Below are 17,034 nucleotides of genomic sequence, written 5' to 3'. Positions count from 1 at the left end.
AGGACGTTGGCTGCGGACATCCACTACGCCGGCCTTCGCCGGAACTCCTTCGGAGACTGGCGGAGCCGGCTCAGCTGTCGTTGGGTTTGCTGTCGTTGGGTTTGCCGTTGTTGCGCGAGTCGCTAGATTTCGCGGGGCGAGTTGCTGGATTGTGCGGGTGGCTGGTGGCGCGGGACGCTGATGGTTTGGGCCAGAGGGGCTGCCATGCCCAGGAGGAGCTTGTCGAGGCGGTCCAGGGAGTTGATGGTCCGGCGCAGGTGCAGGACCGTGATGCGGCTCGGCTCGCCGCCGCCCGCGTTCGCCTCGGCCAGTGCCCGCACGTCCACCGTCGGCGCCAGTGCGGGACCGCTGACCAGCTTCGCCGTCGCGGGTGGGGTGCCGGTCGCGGCAAGCAGTACCTCGGTGTTGGCGATCATCCGGTCCAGCGTCTCACCGGCGGCCGGTAGCTCGGCCAGCGCGCCAGGCTCGGCCGCACGGGCCAGGTTGCGGGCCGCCAGGGAGGACTCCTCGGTCAGCGTCAGCAGGCGCGTCGCGTGACCTCGCCGCACCCGCGACGGGCTCAGCCGGTGCAGCATCGGCGCGATCGCGGTCCGGACGTCCGTCGCCGCGCGGTCCACCTCGCGGGTCGCGGCGATGACCGACACCCGGTCGGCGTGGACCAGTAGCCGTTCCGCGTCGCGCAGCTGATCGTGCAGCGCGATGAAGTAGTCGTGCAGCTCGGTGAGCACGGTCGACCTGGTGCGGGTCGGCAACACGAGCATCGCGGCGATCGCCGAGCTACCCACGCCGATCGCGGTCTCCTCGAGTCGCAGCAGCAGCAGGTCCGGGGTGAACGTCCCGAGGATGTCGTACAGCATGCCGAGCATGACCGTGATGAAAAACGTCATCATCCCGTACGACACGCGCAGCGAGTAGAACGCCAGGAAGATGCAGATCAGCAGCAGCACCAGGTTGACCGGCTTGTTCCCAGCCAGCAGCGTCGCCAGCACGGTGCCCGCGATGATGCCGAGCAGCGTGCCCCAGACCCGCCGCCACCCCTTCACCAGCAGGTCACCGCGCGAGGTCGTCCCGGCGAACACGATGAACCCGGCGATCACCGCCCAGTACCAGCGCTGGTCGGACAGCAGCTCGCCGCCCATGATGGCGAGCGCGCCGCCGATCGCCGCCTGGATCGCGCTGCGGGTGGACGCACCGATCTCGTGGTGGTGCGAGGCCGCCTCGGACGGCTTGTCGTCCTCCGGGACCAGGAGCTTCCCGTCCGGCCCGACGTCCAGCCGGGCGTCCGGCCCGGTCGGCGACGCCGCGTCCCGCTCGACATCCGCGACCAGGTCGTCGGCGTCCTCCAGGGTCGGCTCGCGCTCCGACACCTCACCGGGCTTGCGGGCGACCGGCGGCTCGGACAGCACCCGCGTCGTGGTCTGGCGCATCTGCACGACCGACAGCAGCAGCTCCCGAATGGCGCGGCGGACCAGCAGCGTGTGGTGCTCCGGTTTGGTGGCGAGCTGACCGGCGTCACCCCGGATGTCGTAGCGGGCGATGCGGTTCAGCAGCTCGTCGACGTCCAAGGTGAGCGCGGCGGTCGGGTTCCGGTCGACGAAACGGTGCAGCCCGCGCATGTCCTCCGCGAGATCCGCCCTGGTCGCGGCGTCGAGGCCGTCGCCGAGCGCACGCACCGTGGAGCGGGCCAGCCGGTCGGCGGACAGCTCGGCGTCCACCAGCTGACGCTGCCACTGCGGATCCAGCCCGAGCAGGTCCGCATAGTCCTCGATCTGCAGCGTCGTCTGATGCATCAGGCTCGCCTGCCGGGCCACCCCGTGCGGCAGCTCGTCGCTCTCCGGCAACGGTTCGCCGTCGTCGAGCAGCTTCGCCAGCTCCTCGATGAGCCGGGCGACCTGGGCGCGGATCGACCCGGTGGTGCGGCGCAGCACGCTCGCCGGGGTCTCCCGGAACACCAGCAGCGCGGAGATCGAACAGGAGAGCAACCCGACGAGCACGGCGAAGTACATGAGCGGCAGCTGCGCCGGGGCGGCCTTGAGGAACATCGCGAAGAAGAACGCCATGAACGCGCCCATGCCCAGGCTGTTGCCGAGCTGGTCGAACCGGCGGACGTACACGGCGGTGAACATGACCAGGACGAACACCGCGTCGCCGACGATCGGGTACGGCGTCAGCAGGGTCGCCACCGTCAGCGACAGTGCCATGACCGGCCCGAAGATCAAGATGTTGACCGCTCGCTGCCCGACCGTGCCGGTCCGCATCGACGTCGAGCAGACCATGGCGGCGACGGCGCCGAACAACAGCTCCGTGGACGGGAGGCCCATCGGCGCGAGCACCCCGACCGCGAGCACGACGGACAGCACCGCCTGCGCGGCGTACCGGAACCTGACCATCCCGTGGTCCGAGGCGAAGAACCGGTCGGCGAGCGAGGCGAGCCAACGGACGATCACCTGCGTCATCGTAGAGCGGTCCGCCCGATTAGCGAGGCCCCGCGGCGGCGTCCGGTTGCGCACGGAAGGATCGGACCATGAGCGAAACACTGAACCTGACCCCGGACGAGCTGCTCACCACCACCCGCTCGGTCCGTAAGCGCCTCGACCTGGACCGGCCGGTGCCGCTCGAGCTGGTCAAGGAGTGCGTCGAGATCGCGCTGCAGTCGCCGAGCGCGTCGAACCGGCAGCACTGGCACTTCGTGGTGGTCACCGACGCCGAGCAGCGTGCCACGATCGGCGACTACTACGGCCGCTCGTTCGCCGAGTACGCGGAGTCCAAGAGCGCCGCCGGCAACCTCTACGCCGACGACCCGGAGCGTGCCGCGGTCCAGGAGAGGGTCGGGGACAGCGCGAGCTACCTCGCGGGGGTGATGGGCAAGGTGCCGGTGCTGGTGATCCCGTGCATCGACTCGGGTAGTGCCGAGCTGCCCGCGGCGAACCAGTCCGGGCTGTGGGGGTCGATCGTGCCGGCCGCGTGGAGCTACATGCTGGCTGCTCGGGCGCGCGGTCTCGGTTCGGCGTGGACGACGCTGCACCAGAAGTTCGAGAGGGAGATCGGCGAGCTGCTCGGCATCCCGGAGACGGTGCACCAGGCCGCCCTGCTGCCCACCGCGTACTTCACCGGCGAGACGTTCCGTCCGGCCAAGCGCCAGCCGCTGGACGAGGTCCTGCACGTCAACGGGTGGTAATACCCGTGAGTGGCAAGTGGTCCTACCGCGAAGCGGCGCCGAAGGCGTAGCGCCACTCGGCACTCACGACAGCCTTTCCGTCGTGAGTGCCGAGTGGCGCTATAGGACCACTTGCCACTCACGGGTGCACACAAGCCGCGGCAGACCCCCGCGACGAATTCGACTCAGCGGCGGCGGAGGGCCCTGCGGGCCGGTTCCTCGATCAGGCGGTACAGCAGGTCGGCGAGGACGAAGACGAACGCGAACGCCAGCGGGGTCAGCGCCGTCGCCAGGGTGCCGTCGTCGTGCATGACGCCGATGCGTTCCATCGCCGTCCACAGCACCTCGAACACCGGCACGTGGATCAGGTACAGGCTGTAGGAGATCCGGCCGCCGTGCACCGCGAGGCGGGTCGCGAACAGGCGCCCGATCCCCCGGGAGCCGGCCAGCGCCAGCACGCCCACCAGCGGCGGGAACAGCACCAGCACGAGACCACCGCGCTCGGTCCCCTCCGGCGCGGCGCCGAGCCAGTTGCCGAACACCAGCCCACCGAGGATCAGCGCGACCACGACCCAGCTCAACCAGGTCGCCACCCTCCGCACCCGGTCGGTGCGCGGGATGTCCCGCACCACCAGGTACACCAGCACACCGGCGGTGAACCCGGTCAGGATCCGCGACATCCAGGAGAACGGGAAGTACGGGCTGCCCGTGGTGAAGCACAGGTACGCCTCGGGCGCCATGACCAGCACCGCGACCGCACCCAGCAGCCAGCGCGGCAGGTGCCGCAGCCGCCAGAACAGCAGCGCCGTCACCGGGAACAGCACGTAGGCGAGCCATTCCGCGCTGATCGACCAGGCCGGCCCGACCCAGGACGCGCCGTCGTGCCACGGCCGCCACCAGATCTGCACCATGAACATCTGCTGCAGCCACGCGCCGACCGACACGGTCGGCTGCACGTTCTGATAAGCCGGTTCAGCCAGGTCCCAGTAGGAGGCCTTGAACAGCAGCCAGCCGCCGAACGCCATCGTGACGACCGCGTACACCGGCCAGATTCGGCACACCCGCGCCCAGATGAACTTCCGGCTGGCCGTCCAGCTGAACCGCACCCCGATGCGGGGCAGGTAGGTGAACGCGATGACGAACCCGCTCAGGACGTAGAACAGGTCGACGCCCATCGCGCCGGTCGTGACGAACGCGAACCCGGGAGCCAGCACCCGTTCCAGGAGCTGGCCGTGGGTGAACTGGAAGTGGAACAGCACCACCCACGCGGCGGCGAACAGGCGGAGCCCGGTCAGGGACCGGATTTCGCCCGGATCGTTCGCCAGCGTGGTCGGCATGGCTCGTGAATGCTGAGTATGGCTGTAGCCATACTCAGCACTCACGAGGTCGGTGTGCGACTCGTCAGGCGGCTGCGGGGAGCGTTCTGTTTGTGAGGTCAAAAGCTCAGCTGCCGGAGAACACCCGGCTCCAGCGCTTCTCACCGGTCAGCTCCGGCAGCGCGTCGCGGTACAGGCGGCGGTAGCGCGGGAACTCGCGGGCCAGCCGCAGGTGGTTGCCCACCGCGGTGGTCAGCAGCGTCCAGAAGACCTTCGGGTCGCGCTTGCGGAACGCGACTCCCCGGCCGTCCGAGGTCGCCACCGTGGCGCCGTCGAGCCGCGCCATCAGGAACCAGCGCGCGTCCTGCGCGGGCACGTTGAGCTGCGGACGCGAGTGGTGCTGCGTCTCCACCGGCATGATGTTGTGGATCAGACCGCTGATCAGCGTGGCACCGATGGTGATCGGGTTCGTCGGCGGCTTGAGGAACCGCGAGGCACGCACCCGGTCCATCGACGGCAGCGGCAGCTCCTTCGCCGAGGACAGCACCTGCCCGTCGGGGAACTCGCCGCGCTTCTTGCGGACGTCACCGAGCGCGGTCGGCAGCTGCTCGAACAGCGCGGACGGCCCCTCGGCGAAGTCCTGCATGGCCAGCTCCTGCAGTGCCACCGTGGAGTACTCCAGCGACATCAGGTGCTTGAGCGTGTTCTTCAGGCTGTCCCGGATCAGCGCGCCACCTCGGCGGTACGGGCTGTGCAGCGCGGCGACCACGAGGCGGTTGCGCAGGTGGAAGTAGGCCTGCCAGTCGGTCGCGTCGTCCTTGTCCGACCAGGGCATGTGCCAGATCGCCACGCCGGGCAGCGTCGCGGTCGGGAACCCGGCGGCCTGCGCGCGCAGGCCGTACTCGGTGTCGTCCCACTTGATGAACAGCGGCAGCGGCAGGCCCATCTTCTCCGCGATGGTGCGCGGGATCAGGCACATCCACCAGCCGTTGTAGTCGACATCGATGCGCCGGTGCAGGTCCTTCGAGTCCTTGTCCCGCAGCGGGTACTCGGCGAAGTCGTGGTCGTGCTCGACGTGCGGCGCGGGGCCCCACTTGAACTTGTGGCGGTCCACCACCTCACCCATGGTGTGCAGGTGGCTGCGGGCCTGCAGGTTCAGCATCTGCCCGCCGACCAGCATCGGGTGCTCGGAGAAGCGGCTGAACGCGATCGCGCGCAGCACCGAGTCCGGCTCGATGACGATGTCGTCGTCCATCAGCAGGACCTGGTCGCAGTCGCTGTTGGTCAGGACCTCGTGCATGCCCCGGGAGAACCCGCCGGACCCGCCCAGGTTGCCCTGGTCGTGGATGCGCAGCTTGTCGCCGAGCGCCTTCGCGGCGGCGGCGAACGCGTCCGCGTCCTTGACCTTGCGGTTGCCCTGGTCGGCCACGTTGATGACGCCGATGGACTCGAGGACCAACGGGTCCTCGGCCAGCGCGACGAGCGCGGCGGCGCAGTCGTCGGGACGGTTGAACGTGGTGATGCCGATCCCCACGTTGGCCCGGCCGGGCGCGTCGACCGGGGAGTACCAGCCGGCTTCGAGCAGGGTGACCGGCTCGTCATCGGTGGTCAGGTCGAACCAGTACCAGCCGCCGTCCTCGAAGGGCTGCAGGTCGAGCACGAACCGGCCCTGGTGCACGCCACCGGGCCCGGACGCGTCCGAGCCGAGCACGACGCCGCGCACGTGGATCTGGGTGCCGTCGGCCTTGGACCGGTAGATGTCGATGCGGCACTCGTTGTCGACCGCGAGGCGCAGCTCGACGCTCTCCAGCACCGTCCAGCGCCGCCAGTAGCTGGCCGGGAACGCGTTGAAGTAGCTGGCGAAGCTGATCTCGGAGCCCGCGCCCATGTTGAGCTGGGTGCGGCTCTCGGCGGTGCTGCGCTTGCGGTTGCCCTCGTCCTCGTCCAGGTAGAGCGCACGGACGTCGAGCGGGTCACCGGTGCGCGGCAGGATCACCCGCTGCAGCAGCGAACCGGGGCCGTCCCACTGCACGTTGCCCGCGGCCGGCTTGCCCTCGGCCTCCGGGGTCCCGGACTTGGGAGTGGCGGCCTTGGTCGTGCGGCGCCTCGGCGTGCTGGCGCGGGTGGCGGTTCCGTTCGGGGTCGCGACCTCGGTCATCAGGTGCTCAGTCCTCTACGAGTGTGCCGGCGTCGGTGAAGTACGGCGAGAGTCGGTTGTCGAACATCGACAGCGCCGACCCGATCGCCATGTGCATGTCCAGGTACTGGTAAGTGCCCAACCGACCGCCGAACAACACCTTGCGGTTGACGGTCTCCTTGCGGGCCAGCTCGCGGTAGCGCTCGAGCTTGGTCCGGTTGTCGGGCGTGTTGATCGGGTAGTACGGCTCGTCGCCGGACTCGGCGAAGCGCGAGTACTCCCGCACGATCACCGTCTTGTCAGTCGGGTAGTCGCGCTCCGGGTGGAAGTGCCGGAACTCGTGGATACGGGTGTAGGGCACGTCCGCGTCGTTGTAGTTCATGACGGAGGTGCCCTGGAAGTCACCGGTGTCGGTGAGCACTTCCTGCTCGAAGTCCAGTGTGCGCCAGCCGAGCTCACCCTCGGAGAAGTCGAAGTAGCGGTCCAGCGGGCCGGTGTAGACGATCGGCACGTCGGGCAGCGAGTCACGCACGTCGAAGAAGTCGACGTTGGTCTTGACCTCGATCTTCGGGTCGGCGGCCATCTTCTCCAGCCACGCGGTGTACCCGTCGACCGGCAGGCCCTCGTACGTGTCGTTGAAGTACCGGTTGTTGAACGTGTAGCGCACCGGCAGCCGGGTGATGATCGACGGGTCGAGCTCGTTCGGCTCGGTCTGCCACTGCTTGAACGTGTAGCCCTTGATGAAGGCCTCGTACAGCGGGCGCCCGATCAGCGAGATCGCCTTCTCCTCGAGGTTCTCCGCGGCGGCCGTCTCGAACTCCGAGGCCTGCTCGGAGATGAGCGTGCGTGCCTCGTCCGGGGTGTGCGAGCGTCCGAAGAACGAGTTGATCAGGGCGAGGTTCATCGGGAACGCGTAGACCTGGTCGGCGACGCGCGCGAACACCCGATGCTGGTAGTTCGTGAACTCGGTGAACTGGTTGACGTAGTCCCAGACCCGCTTGTTCGAGGTGTGGAACAGGTGCGCGCCGTAGCGGTGGATCTCGATGCCGGTCTCCGGCTCGGCCTCCGAGTACGCGTTGCCGCCGAGGTGGTTGCGGCGCTCCAGCACTAACACCCGCTTGCCGAGCTGGGTCGCCGCCCGCTCGGCGATGGTGAGTCCGAAGAATCCGGATCCGACCACCACCAGGTCGAAATCCGAGGTGTTCACTGCGCCGCCGGTTTGCCCATCCACGCTGCCCGAGGTTAGTGGCTCCCTCCTTCGACCTCGAAGTTGGCATCGACCGCCTACCGCAGCCGCCACCCCAACCGCCGCCCGATCGGTGGATGCGGCACGCCCGCTGGGCGCGGATCCTCACGCCTCACACCTCGTCACGGTGTGTCGCACACGGTCGTGCATGAGTGACGTACCCCGCCGGTGCGTGAACCCACCGACCGTCCGGCGCGCAAAACTTGCCGCTCATCGCACGCAGGTGTCTTACCATTGGGTCCGGTGCAGTTCCCGGGGCGGGGGTACTGATGGTCGGCGGATGGCTACGAGCAGCACTGATGTGCGGAATGGCGGCCGGGTTGGCCGGGTGCGCCGCGCCGACCCCGGCCTCCACCGCAGAGCCCGGACCCGCGCGCTCGTACGTCTCGCTCCGGTCCCTGGAGCGGGTCGCGCCGTGCGAGCTGCTGACCCCTGCCCAGCTGCGGAGCCACCAGCTCGGACCGGGGGTGCCCGAGGCGACCCCGTTCACCGGGTCGGGATGCTCCTGGACCGGGCGGCCGGGAACCTGGACCGCCCGGATCGCCCTGCCGAGCCTGAGTCCGTTCGCCGTGCCGGCGAGCAACCAGACGTCACAGACCGCGAACCTGGACGGCGTCACGGTCACCATGAGTGACTCCCTCACCCCGGGCATCGAAGGACGGTGTCACGTCTACGTCGAGGCGTCGCACCGGCAGATGCTGGACGTGCAGTACGCCGACCGGCCCGGCACCACCCGGTTCGTGGCCTGTCAGCGTGCCCTCACCGTCACGCGGGCGATACTGGAGAACCTGCGGTACCCGCGCTCGCTGACCCGGTGAGCTCACGGGTTCGTGGGTGACCCCGAGGTCATGCTCTGGTCGCTGACCGAACGCTGCCCGCCGGTGTCGTCCAGGCCGCGGACGTAGTCCAGGTCCACCTTGTAGATGTGCACGCCACCCTCGACGTGCGCCAGGATCAGCCCGGGGGTATCGCCGAGGTCGTCCAGCCCGGCGACCGTGGTCATCAGTCCGCCACCGGTCCAGTCGTCGGGTGCGCCGAACGCCCCGATGATCGGCGCGCCCGAGTCGACGTAGACCCAGCCGATGTGCAGGTCGAGGATGCGGCGGCGCACCTCGGGGTCGGTGTCGAGGTAGCGGAAGCTCTTCATCAGCTCCCAGGTGTAGGGGAACCCGGGGACGCCGAGCGTGCTCACCTCCACGATCGGCAGGCCGTAGTGCACGTACAGCCACGTCGAACCGTCGTTGGGGCTGTTCATGATGCGCTCACCCGGCGCGACCCGCGAACTCAGCCAGGCGGCGGCGGCACGGTCCTTGTCGTCGACCCGGTACAGCAGCGGATGCGCCCACCGCTCGGACAGCGCGACCGCCGTGGTCTGCAGGTACCTGTTGTCCGGTCCGCCGATGTAGAACGCCGTCAGCAGGAACATCGCGGCCACGCCGACCAGGCCGGCGACGCGGGTGCCGAGCCGTCCGGTCCGGGGAAGCCGGATCGCGCCGACACCCTTGATCAGGGCGGCGAGCAGGCCGAACGCACCGAGCGCGGCGAGTGCGGGCGCGAACAGCTGGATGTGGCTCTGCAGCCGTCCGACGCTGTTGTAGAAGAAGCCGAGGATCGGCGCGGTGATTCCGGTCGGGTTGCGGTAGGCGAGCAGCACGATGATCAACCAGCCGGTCCAGGCGACCAGCACCGGAACCGCCCTGCGCAGCACCAGCGCGGTGGCCAGCCCGATCAGCAACAGCGCCGTCGGCCACACCTGCACCAGCGACTTCCGGTCGAACATCCCGCCGTAGATCAGTGGGACCACGTGGCCGAGCGCCGCGGTAAACGGTACGTGCGCGGTGTCCGGTGGGAACGCCTCGATGCGCGAGCTGACCGACAACGCTCCGTGCAGCACCCCGGCGCCCGCCGCGGCGGCGGATGCGACGATGACCAGCAGGACCGACCACTGCGCGCGCAGCATCGCGCGTCCGTCCGGGACGAACAGCAGCGCGATCCAGAACAGCAGGACCGACAGCCCGACGGACAGCCCCGCGCTCGGGTGCACGGCGACGATGCCGGCGCAGGCGACGCCGACCGCCATACCGCCGCTCCACGACTTCGGCCGGATCAGCAGCAGCGCGGCGAGCACCCCGGGCACGAGCACGAGCGCGGTCGCGTTCGGCAGCACGCCGTTGTCCCTGGCCATGACGACACCCGGCCGGTACAGCCCGGCGGCGACCACCGCCGCGACGCCACCGGCGAGCGCCATCCAGCCCGGGTCGTCGCGCAGCCAGCGGACGGCGAGTGCGGCCAGCGCGGCGGCGCTCGTCGTCCACGCGGCGCCGATCAGCATGGCTGCGGCGGCGTTCACGCCGACGACCGCGTTGCCGTCGAAGACGTCCGCGATCGTGGCGGCCATCAGGTGGAAGCCGTCCGGGTAGTACACGGTCGGCCGTCCGACGACGACGTCCGCCGGCATGATCTGCCAGGGCGCGCCACGCCCGGTGCGCTGGATGTAGGACGTCAGGACCATCGCCAGGATCGTGTCGTGGTCCTGGTTGTAGGTGTTCCAGGTGCCGATGCCCCAGGTCCAGGCACGCAGCGCGAGCCCGGCGCCGGTCAGCACGAACACCAGGCCGGAGAGCTGCGCGAGGATGCTGGTGATGCCGGTCAGCCGGGGCAGCAGCGGTTTGGCCCTGGGCGGCGGCAGGTCGGCTGGCGGCCCGAACTGACGACGGACCAGCCAGTTGACGCCGAACCCGACGACCGCGAGCAGCACGGTGCCGACGGCGAGCGGTGTCGGTCCGTAGCGCACGTCGAGCAGCGCCGACGCGCTGGCGACGATCAGCGCGACGCCGACCGAGGCGGCCGGGGCGGCGCCGAGCAGCACCAGCCGCTGGCGTACGCCGAAGCCGAGCATGATCGCCAGCCCGGGGATGTACACGGTCGCGGCGGCGACGGCGAGCACACCGACAGTTCCAGTGCCGCTGACGTGACTCGCCTCCTCCGCGCCGAGATCTGGCCGAAGACTATCCGCGGCCCCGAGCAGCTCTCCCCAAGGCCGCAATAACGCGCCTTAACCAACCGTCGTCGCAGCTCAAGACCCGTGAGTGGCGAGTGGTCCTATAGGACCACTCGCCACTCACGGGGTTTTAGTCCTCGCCGATGCGGGTGAGGCTCAGGGTGAAGCTGACGATGATCATCTGGAAGCCCGTGACCGTCAGGACCATGCCGATGATCGGGACGCGCATCGTGTCGATGACGTCCAGGGCGCCGAAACCGCTCGCGCCCCAGCTGGTCAGCGCGACGATGAAGCAGGCGGCGCCCAGCAGGAACAGCAGCCCGCCCATGACCAGGCCACGTTCCAGCGAGAATCTGGACCCCAGCCGCATGAGTCTGGACGAGGGCGACAACAGCCCCAGATGGGCCGCGTAGGAGCGGGCCACCATGGCCAGGCCCAGGCCCTGCACGCCGAGGACGAACATCGTGGCGCAGGCCAGCATGCTGTGCAGGCCGAACCCGATGCCGCCGACCGTGTGCGGGCCGACGGCCAGCCAGATCAGCCCGAGCAGCCCGATGCCCTGCAGCGCGAGCGACGGGTAGTACAGCAGCCAGCGCGGGCTGAACGCGAGCAGGAAGCGCAGGTGGCGCCACCCGTCCCGCCAGGTGCGCAGGTGCGGCGAGCGGCTGCGGCCGTCGGGGCGCAGCGTCGTCGGGACCTCGCACATCTTCAGCTCGGCCAGCGACGCGCGGACCACCATCTCGCTGGCGAACTCCATGCCGGACGTGCGCAGGCCCAGTTCCATGACGCGGTCGCGGCGGAACGCGCGGATGCCGCAGTGGAAGTCCTTGACCGGGATGTGGAAGAAGAGCCTGCCCAGCATCGACAGCACCGGGTTGCCCAGGTAGCGGTGCAGGAACGGCATGGCGCCTGCCGCGATACCGCCGCGGAACCGGTTGCCCATGACCAGGTCGCAGCCGTCCCGCAGCGCCTCGACGAACGGGCCGAGGTCGTCGAGCGCGTAGCTGTCGTCGGCGTCGGCCATCAGCACGAACTCGCCGCGCGCCTCGGTGATGCCCGCCATGAGCGCGGCACCGTAGCCGCGGCGGGGCACGTCGACGACGCGGGCGCCGTGCGCGAGCGCGATGTCCTGCGAGCCGTCGGTGGAGCCGTTGTCGGCCACCACGACCTCACCGACGAGACCGAGCGTGCGCAGCGACTCGCGTGCCTTGTCGATGCACACCGCGAGAGTCTCGGCCTCGTTCAGACAGGGCAGCACGACGGTCAGCTCGATCAGCTGGTCCGGCTGCACCTCGGAAATCGCGTGCGGCGCCTGGATCGATGTCATCGGGCGGGTGCTCCGTGGTTCGGGTGGCTGGGGCGTCGGGGGTCAGCGCCCGTGGATTCGTCGAGATCGGCCGGCCACGGCGGCAACGTCCAAGTCTCGGACGGCACAGCCACGACCTCGGGGAGCGCGGACGCGGGCCGTAACGGGCTCAACGCGTTGCTCAGCATGGTGCGGGCGGTGTCCCGGTTGCCCGCGAGTGCGAGACCGGGGATCTTCTGCAGTGCGTGCAGGCGGGAGGTCAGGTGCCGGCGGGCGGCGGCCGCCGCCTTGGGCCAGCCGGCCTCGGTCATGTCGGCGACGGCGCGGCTGAAGAAGCGGCGTTCCTCGTCGAACCGGGACCCGTCGTCAGCGGCGGCGGACGACACGCTCGCCGCGTGCCTGCGGTACTCGATGCCGGGCCGGTCGAACAGCACGACGCGGCCGCCGGCGAGCAGGATCCGCAGGTACAGGTCGAGGTCCTGGACGACGTCGTAGCCGGGCCGGAAACCGTGCTCGACCAGCCACCGGCGACGGAACACGACGCTCGGGAAGTACATCCAGTTGCCGCGCAGCAGTGACGTGGCGAGCTGCTCACCGCCGACCTCGCGCGGGCCGGTGGTGGCCCGGATCGACGTGATGCGCTTGACCTTGTCGACCAGCGGGTCGACCCGGGAGCCCTCGCTGTCCACGATCCGGGCGCCGGTGTGGAAGAACGCCGCGTCCGGGTAGCGCCGCGACATCGTGAGCACCCGGCTGACGAAGTCCGGCAGCAGCCGGTCGTCCGCGCCGAGCAGCACCACCAGGTCGGCCTCGCTGGCGTCGACACAGCGTTGGAAGTTGCGGTTGATGCCCTGGCACTCGTCGTTGGCGTGATACCGGATGCGCCGGTCGTCGATCAGGTCGAGCCACTGGCGCAGCCCGGCGTCGCGGCCGGCCGCCGGGCCGTCGTCGATGATGGTCAGGCGCCAGCGCGGGTCACTCTGTTCGCGGACGCTGATGATCGCGTGGCGTACCAGGGCATCGTCGCCGAACGCCGGCACCATCACGTCGATCAGCACGGCCGCAGGATAGTCGCCCCGGTCACCCCCACCCGACACCGGCACCGCCCCGCCGACCTCAGCCGCACGGCTCCGCCGACCTAAGCGGCACGAATGTGGCTTTAGGGACGTTGAGCGTCCCTAAAGCCACGTTCGTGCCGGGTGGATGACGTGCCAGCGTAGGGTTCGGCGCGTGGTCACGCGGACTGGACAGCTGCGCGCACAGGTCGCCACCGTTGCACCTGTCGGTGGGGGGCTGGCGATCGTCGGGGCCGCCGCGTACGCCGCGCTCGCGCTCGCCGGCCATTCACTGGACGTCGTGGACTCCGCGGCGGTCAGCTCGATGTACCTGCTCACCGCGATCGTCGGGCCGGGCATCTTCATCGCCGTCGAGCAGCAGACCAACCGTGAGGTGAGCGGGCAGCTGGCCGTGGGCCGGGACTCCGCTCCGGCGTTGCGTTCGGCGGCGCTGGTGAGCGCTGGCCTCGGGGTGGCGGTCGCGCTCGTCGTGTTGCTCGCCTCGCCGCTGCTCGTCTCCCGCGTGTTCGGCGGGCACTGGGCGCTGGTCGCGGCGACCGTGCTCGCGGTGTTCGGCGCTGCCGCCGTGTACCTGCTGCGTGGCCTGTTCGCCGGGCAGCGACGGTTCCGCTGGTACGGCGCGAGCCTCGCCGCCGAAGGCCTGGCCAGGCTGCTGCCCTGCTGCGCACTCGCACTGTTCGGCTGGGCGACCGCCGACCGGTTCGGGTTCGCCTTCGCGCTGGGTTGCGGGGTCGCCGCCGTGCTGGTCCTGCCGGGTCTGCGTGGTACCGGGGTGCGGCGGCTGGTGCAGCCGGAGGCGGCGGACCACAGCGTGCCGGTGAGGCGGCTCGCGGGTTCGGTCAGCCTCCTGGCGCTGGCGTCCGGGATGACGTTGTCGGTGGCGAACCTGGGCCCCGTAGTGCTGTCCTCCCGGGTCGGTCCGGCGGGCGCCGAGCTGGCGTTCAGCTACACCGCGCTGTTCATGCTGGCCCGCATCCCGGTGTTCCTGTTCGGTCCGCTGCAGGCTTTCCTGCTGCCCTCGCTGACCGCGGCCGCCGAGCGCGGGGACGTCGTGACGCTGCGCCGCCAGATCCGGATCGTGCTGCTCGCGGTGCTCGCCGTCGGGCTGCCCGGGATCCTGCTGGCCTGGCTGCTCGGGCCGTGGGCGTCGAAGGTGTTCTTCCACGCGCCGACCGAGCTGTCCGGCCTGGTCGCCGCGCTGCTCGGGATCAGCACGGTGGCGATGATGGCCGCGACGGTGCTACAGCCGGCGCTCGTGGCGCTGGGCCGCAACCGGGTCGCCGGGGCATCGTGGACGGTCGCGTCCGTGCTGTTCATCGCGGTGCTGTTCACCCCGGTCAGCCCGCTCGCGGCGGCGGTCGCCGCGCAGGTGCTGGCGCCGACCCTGGTGACCGTGCTGATGCTGCTGGGCCTGCGCTCAGCCCTCACCAGCGCCGAAACCACCCCAGAGGCCCAGCTCACCTCGTGAGTGTTGAGTGTGGCTATAGCCACACTCAACACTCACGAGGTGTGGCCTGGTCTTGCACTCACGGGGTTTGGGCGACGGTGACGAACTCGTTGTACTTGAACGCCTTGCCCGCGGCGCGCGGGAACGGGAACGACTCGTGCGAGCGCACGGTCAGGCCCAGCGTCGTGCACAGCTCGGCGACCTCGTCGAACCCGCAGAACCGCACGTGCGTGGCGTCGCTGGCGTAGCCCAGCTCCTGCGGCGTGATCACCACGACGGTCGAACCGGGGCGCAGCGACGGCAGGTACGAACCGACGACCTGCAGCGCGGTCTCCCGGTCGAGGTGCTCGACCAGGTGCGCCGCGAGCAGCCCGTTGAACGACCCGGGTCCACCGTGCTTGGACGCGAAGAACTCGTCCGGCGTGTAGGCGGTCATGCCGAGGTCGCGGCAGTGCTTCACCGAGTGCTCGTTGTGGTCGACGCCGACGCTGCCCGGTCCGAGGCTGACCAGGTTGCGGCCGATGCCGCAGCCCACGTCGAGCACCTCCCGGTTGCCGAGCAGCTTGCGCAGCTTCCACTGGTAGGGCGCCTGGACGTTGAGCAGCTGCTTCCAGCGCGCGCCCTGGAACTTGTTCAGGCGCTCGGTGTAGGAACCGTCGAGGGTGCTTTCGGCATCGGCCACGCGTCTACCGCTCTGTAGAAGGATCAGATGTGAACAGCTCAGATGTAGATGGCTCAGATGTAAATAGCGACGAACAGCGCCGCGAGCCACAGCAGCGCGAGCACCTGCAGCACCCGGTCGCCGAGCGCGATCTCCTCGGGCTCGCCGCCCTTGCCGCCGTCGACGTCCACCGCGTACCGCAGCACCGCGACGACGAACGGGACGATGGAGATCGCCGACCACACCGAGTTGTGGTGCGCCTCGCGGATCTCGAACGCCCAGAACGCGTAGGTCATGATCAGCACGGTCGCGGACAGCGTCCAGACGAACCGCAGGTAGGACGCCGAGTACCGCTCCAGCGACCGGCGGATCTTGGCTCCGGTGCGCTCAGCCAGCACGAACTCCGCGTACCGCTTGCCGGCCACCATGAACAGCGAGCCGAACCCGGCGGTCAGCAGGAACCACTGCGACAGCGGGATGTTCGCGGCCGCGCCACCGGCGACGGCGCGGATGAGGAAGCCGGACGCGACGATGCAGATGTCGATGACCGGCTGGTGCTTCAGCCCGAAGCAGTAGCCCAGCTGCACCGCGATGTACACCGCGATGACGATCAGCAGCGGAACGGACGCGGCGAACGCCACGGCGAGCGAGCCGAGGAACAGCACGACCGCGAACCCGACGGCCAGCCCGACCGGAACCCGCCCGGCGGCGATCGGCCGGTGCCGCTTGACCGGGTGCGCCCGGTCCTCGGCGACGTCGACCGAGTCGTTGATCAGGTACACCGCCGAGGCGGCCATGGAGAACGCCACGAACGCCAGCGCCACCTTGACCATGACGCTGGCGTGACCGAGGTCGGCCCCGGCCAGCGGCGCGGCGAGCACCAGGACGTTCTTGACCCACTGACGGGGCCGGATCGCCTTGATCATGCCGCCGACGACGGCGACCGGACGACGGTCCGGTTCCACCGGCGGAGCGGGCGGCGACGAGGACGGGGACGGTGAGGTCGTGGTCACGATCGGCCCTGCTTCTTCGCTATGCGGCGCTTGACCAGCGCACCGACGAGGGCGCCCAGCGCGGAGCCGGCGGCGACGTCGCTCGGGAAGTGGACGCCCAGCACCATCCTCGACAGCAGCATCGGCGGTACCACCGCGGCGACCAGCTTGGCCGAGGTCAGCTTCCGCCCGAGCAGCCCGCCGTAGAGAACGGCGGCCGCGGTCGTCGAGCTGGCGTGCGAGGAGGGAAAGCTCAGCTTGCTGGGGGTGCCGACGAGCACCGCTACGGACGGGTCGTCGGGCCGCGGCCTGCGCACCACCCGCTTGATCCCGATCGACGCGCCGTGCGCGAGCGCGACACCGGCGGCCGAGTACAGCCACCGCGTGCGCCGGGACCCGTCGGCCATCGCGCCGACGGCACCGATCGCCAGCCAGCCTGCCGCGTGCTCACCGAAGAGGGACATGCCTCTGGCCGTACGCACGACGGCGGGCTGCCGCAGGCGTTGTTGCACGGCGCCGAGAATCCTGGTCTCCGCGGCACGCGACGGATCACGCTGGGCCCCTTGACTCTGGGCACCGGGGTCGAGCAGAACGGTCGCCGCCAGAGGATCGGCCACTCCGGACGCCTCCAAGGCTGTATACGGACTCGAAAAGATGGGTCAGGCGGTGCCCGATGCTACGCGGCGCACCGAATC

At 70.0% G+C, this 17,034-nt stretch carries 13 protein-coding genes; 3 read left to right on the top strand and 10 right to left on the bottom strand.

Features of this window, described 5'->3' with window-relative positions:
• Positions 1 to 122: 122 nt before the first annotated feature.
• Positions 123 to 2,447, bottom strand: a complete 2,325-nt coding sequence (locus tag G406_RS0116980; RefSeq protein ID WP_156934946.1) for an FUSC family protein — start codon at positions 2,445 to 2,447, stop codon at positions 123 to 125.
• Between the two features lie 77 nt (positions 2,448 to 2,524).
• On the opposite strand from G406_RS0116980, the gene G406_RS0116975 reads away from it, so the two are divergent.
• A complete protein-coding gene (locus G406_RS0116975; RefSeq protein ID WP_037077073.1) occupies positions 2,525 to 3,178 on the top strand; it encodes a nitroreductase family protein in 654 nt (217 codons plus the stop codon).
• Between the two features lie 164 nt (positions 3,179 to 3,342).
• Here G406_RS0116975 and G406_RS47505 read toward each other — a convergent pair whose 3' ends face one another.
• From G406_RS47505 to glf, 3 genes are all read right to left on the bottom strand, one after another.
• Positions 3,343 to 4,494 (bottom strand): acyltransferase family protein, encoded by a 1,152-nt coding sequence (locus G406_RS47505; RefSeq protein WP_037077104.1) that lies wholly within the window; start codon positions 4,492 to 4,494, stop codon positions 3,343 to 3,345.
• Between the two features lie 106 nt (positions 4,495 to 4,600).
• Positions 4,601 to 6,631, bottom strand: a complete 2,031-nt coding sequence (locus G406_RS0116965) for a glycosyltransferase (RefSeq protein WP_084216134.1) — start codon at positions 6,629 to 6,631, stop codon at positions 4,601 to 4,603.
• Between the two features lie 7 nt (positions 6,632 to 6,638).
• On the bottom strand, positions 6,639 to 7,841 hold the full coding sequence (glf, locus tag G406_RS0116960) for a UDP-galactopyranose mutase (RefSeq protein ID WP_051342225.1): 1,203 nt from the start codon (positions 7,839 to 7,841) through the stop codon (positions 6,639 to 6,641).
• Positions 7,842 to 8,155: 314 nt separating this feature from the next.
• On the opposite strand from glf, the gene G406_RS0116955 reads away from it, so the two are divergent.
• Positions 8,156 to 8,674, top strand: a complete 519-nt coding sequence (locus G406_RS0116955) for a DUF3558 family protein (protein WP_169736712.1) — start codon at positions 8,156 to 8,158, stop codon at positions 8,672 to 8,674.
• Positions 8,675 to 8,676: 2 nt separating this feature from the next.
• Here G406_RS0116955 and G406_RS0116950 read toward each other — a convergent pair whose 3' ends face one another.
• From G406_RS0116950 to G406_RS47500, 3 genes are all read right to left on the bottom strand, one after another.
• Complete coding sequence (locus G406_RS0116950; protein WP_028934748.1) at positions 8,677 to 10,803, bottom strand: DUF6541 family protein; 2,127 nt, start codon at positions 10,801 to 10,803, stop codon at positions 8,677 to 8,679.
• Positions 10,804 to 10,987: 184 nt separating this feature from the next.
• Positions 10,988 to 12,184 carry a glycosyltransferase family 2 protein gene (locus G406_RS0116945; protein ID WP_051342224.1) on the bottom strand — a complete coding sequence of 399 codons (1,197 nt, stop codon included), beginning with the start codon at positions 12,182 to 12,184 and terminating at the stop codon, positions 10,988 to 10,990.
• Positions 12,181 to 13,221 (bottom strand): glycosyltransferase family 2 protein, encoded by a 1,041-nt coding sequence (locus G406_RS47500; RefSeq protein ID WP_156934945.1) that lies wholly within the window; start codon positions 13,219 to 13,221, stop codon positions 12,181 to 12,183. Before G406_RS47500 ends, G406_RS0116945 begins: the two co-directional genes overlap by 4 nt.
• A 172-nt stretch (positions 13,222 to 13,393) precedes the next feature.
• Here G406_RS47500 and G406_RS0116935 point away from each other — a divergent pair, with 172 nt between their 5' ends.
• A complete protein-coding gene (locus G406_RS0116935; protein ID WP_028934746.1) occupies positions 13,394 to 14,707 on the top strand; it encodes a lipopolysaccharide biosynthesis protein in 1,314 nt (437 codons plus the stop codon).
• Positions 14,708 to 14,765: 58 nt separating this feature from the next.
• On the opposite strand, the gene G406_RS0116930 is transcribed toward G406_RS0116935, so the two are convergent.
• From G406_RS0116930 to G406_RS0116920, 3 genes are read right to left on the bottom strand one after another with little or no spacing between them, the layout of a single operon-like run.
• Positions 14,766 to 15,368, bottom strand: a complete 603-nt coding sequence (locus tag G406_RS0116930; RefSeq protein WP_028934745.1) for a class I SAM-dependent methyltransferase — start codon at positions 15,366 to 15,368, stop codon at positions 14,766 to 14,768.
• Between the two features lie 53 nt (positions 15,369 to 15,421).
• Positions 15,422 to 16,363 (bottom strand): decaprenyl-phosphate phosphoribosyltransferase, encoded by a 942-nt coding sequence (locus tag G406_RS0116925; protein WP_156934951.1) that lies wholly within the window; start codon positions 16,361 to 16,363, stop codon positions 15,422 to 15,424.
• Positions 16,357 to 16,956 carry a phosphatase PAP2 family protein gene (locus tag G406_RS0116920; protein WP_425414599.1) on the bottom strand — a complete coding sequence of 200 codons (600 nt, stop codon included), beginning with the start codon at positions 16,954 to 16,956 and terminating at the stop codon, positions 16,357 to 16,359. The genes G406_RS0116925 and G406_RS0116920 overlap by 7 nt, the downstream gene beginning before the upstream one ends.
• Positions 16,957 to 17,034: the final 78 nt, after the last annotated feature.

The organism is Actinospineispora spinosispora DSM 44797 (genome assembly GCF_000429025.1).
GTDB classification, from domain to species: Bacteria; Actinomycetota; Actinomycetes; order Mycobacteriales; family Pseudonocardiaceae; genus Pseudonocardia; species Pseudonocardia spinosispora.
This window is presented reverse-complemented; position numbering and strand designations above follow the sequence as displayed.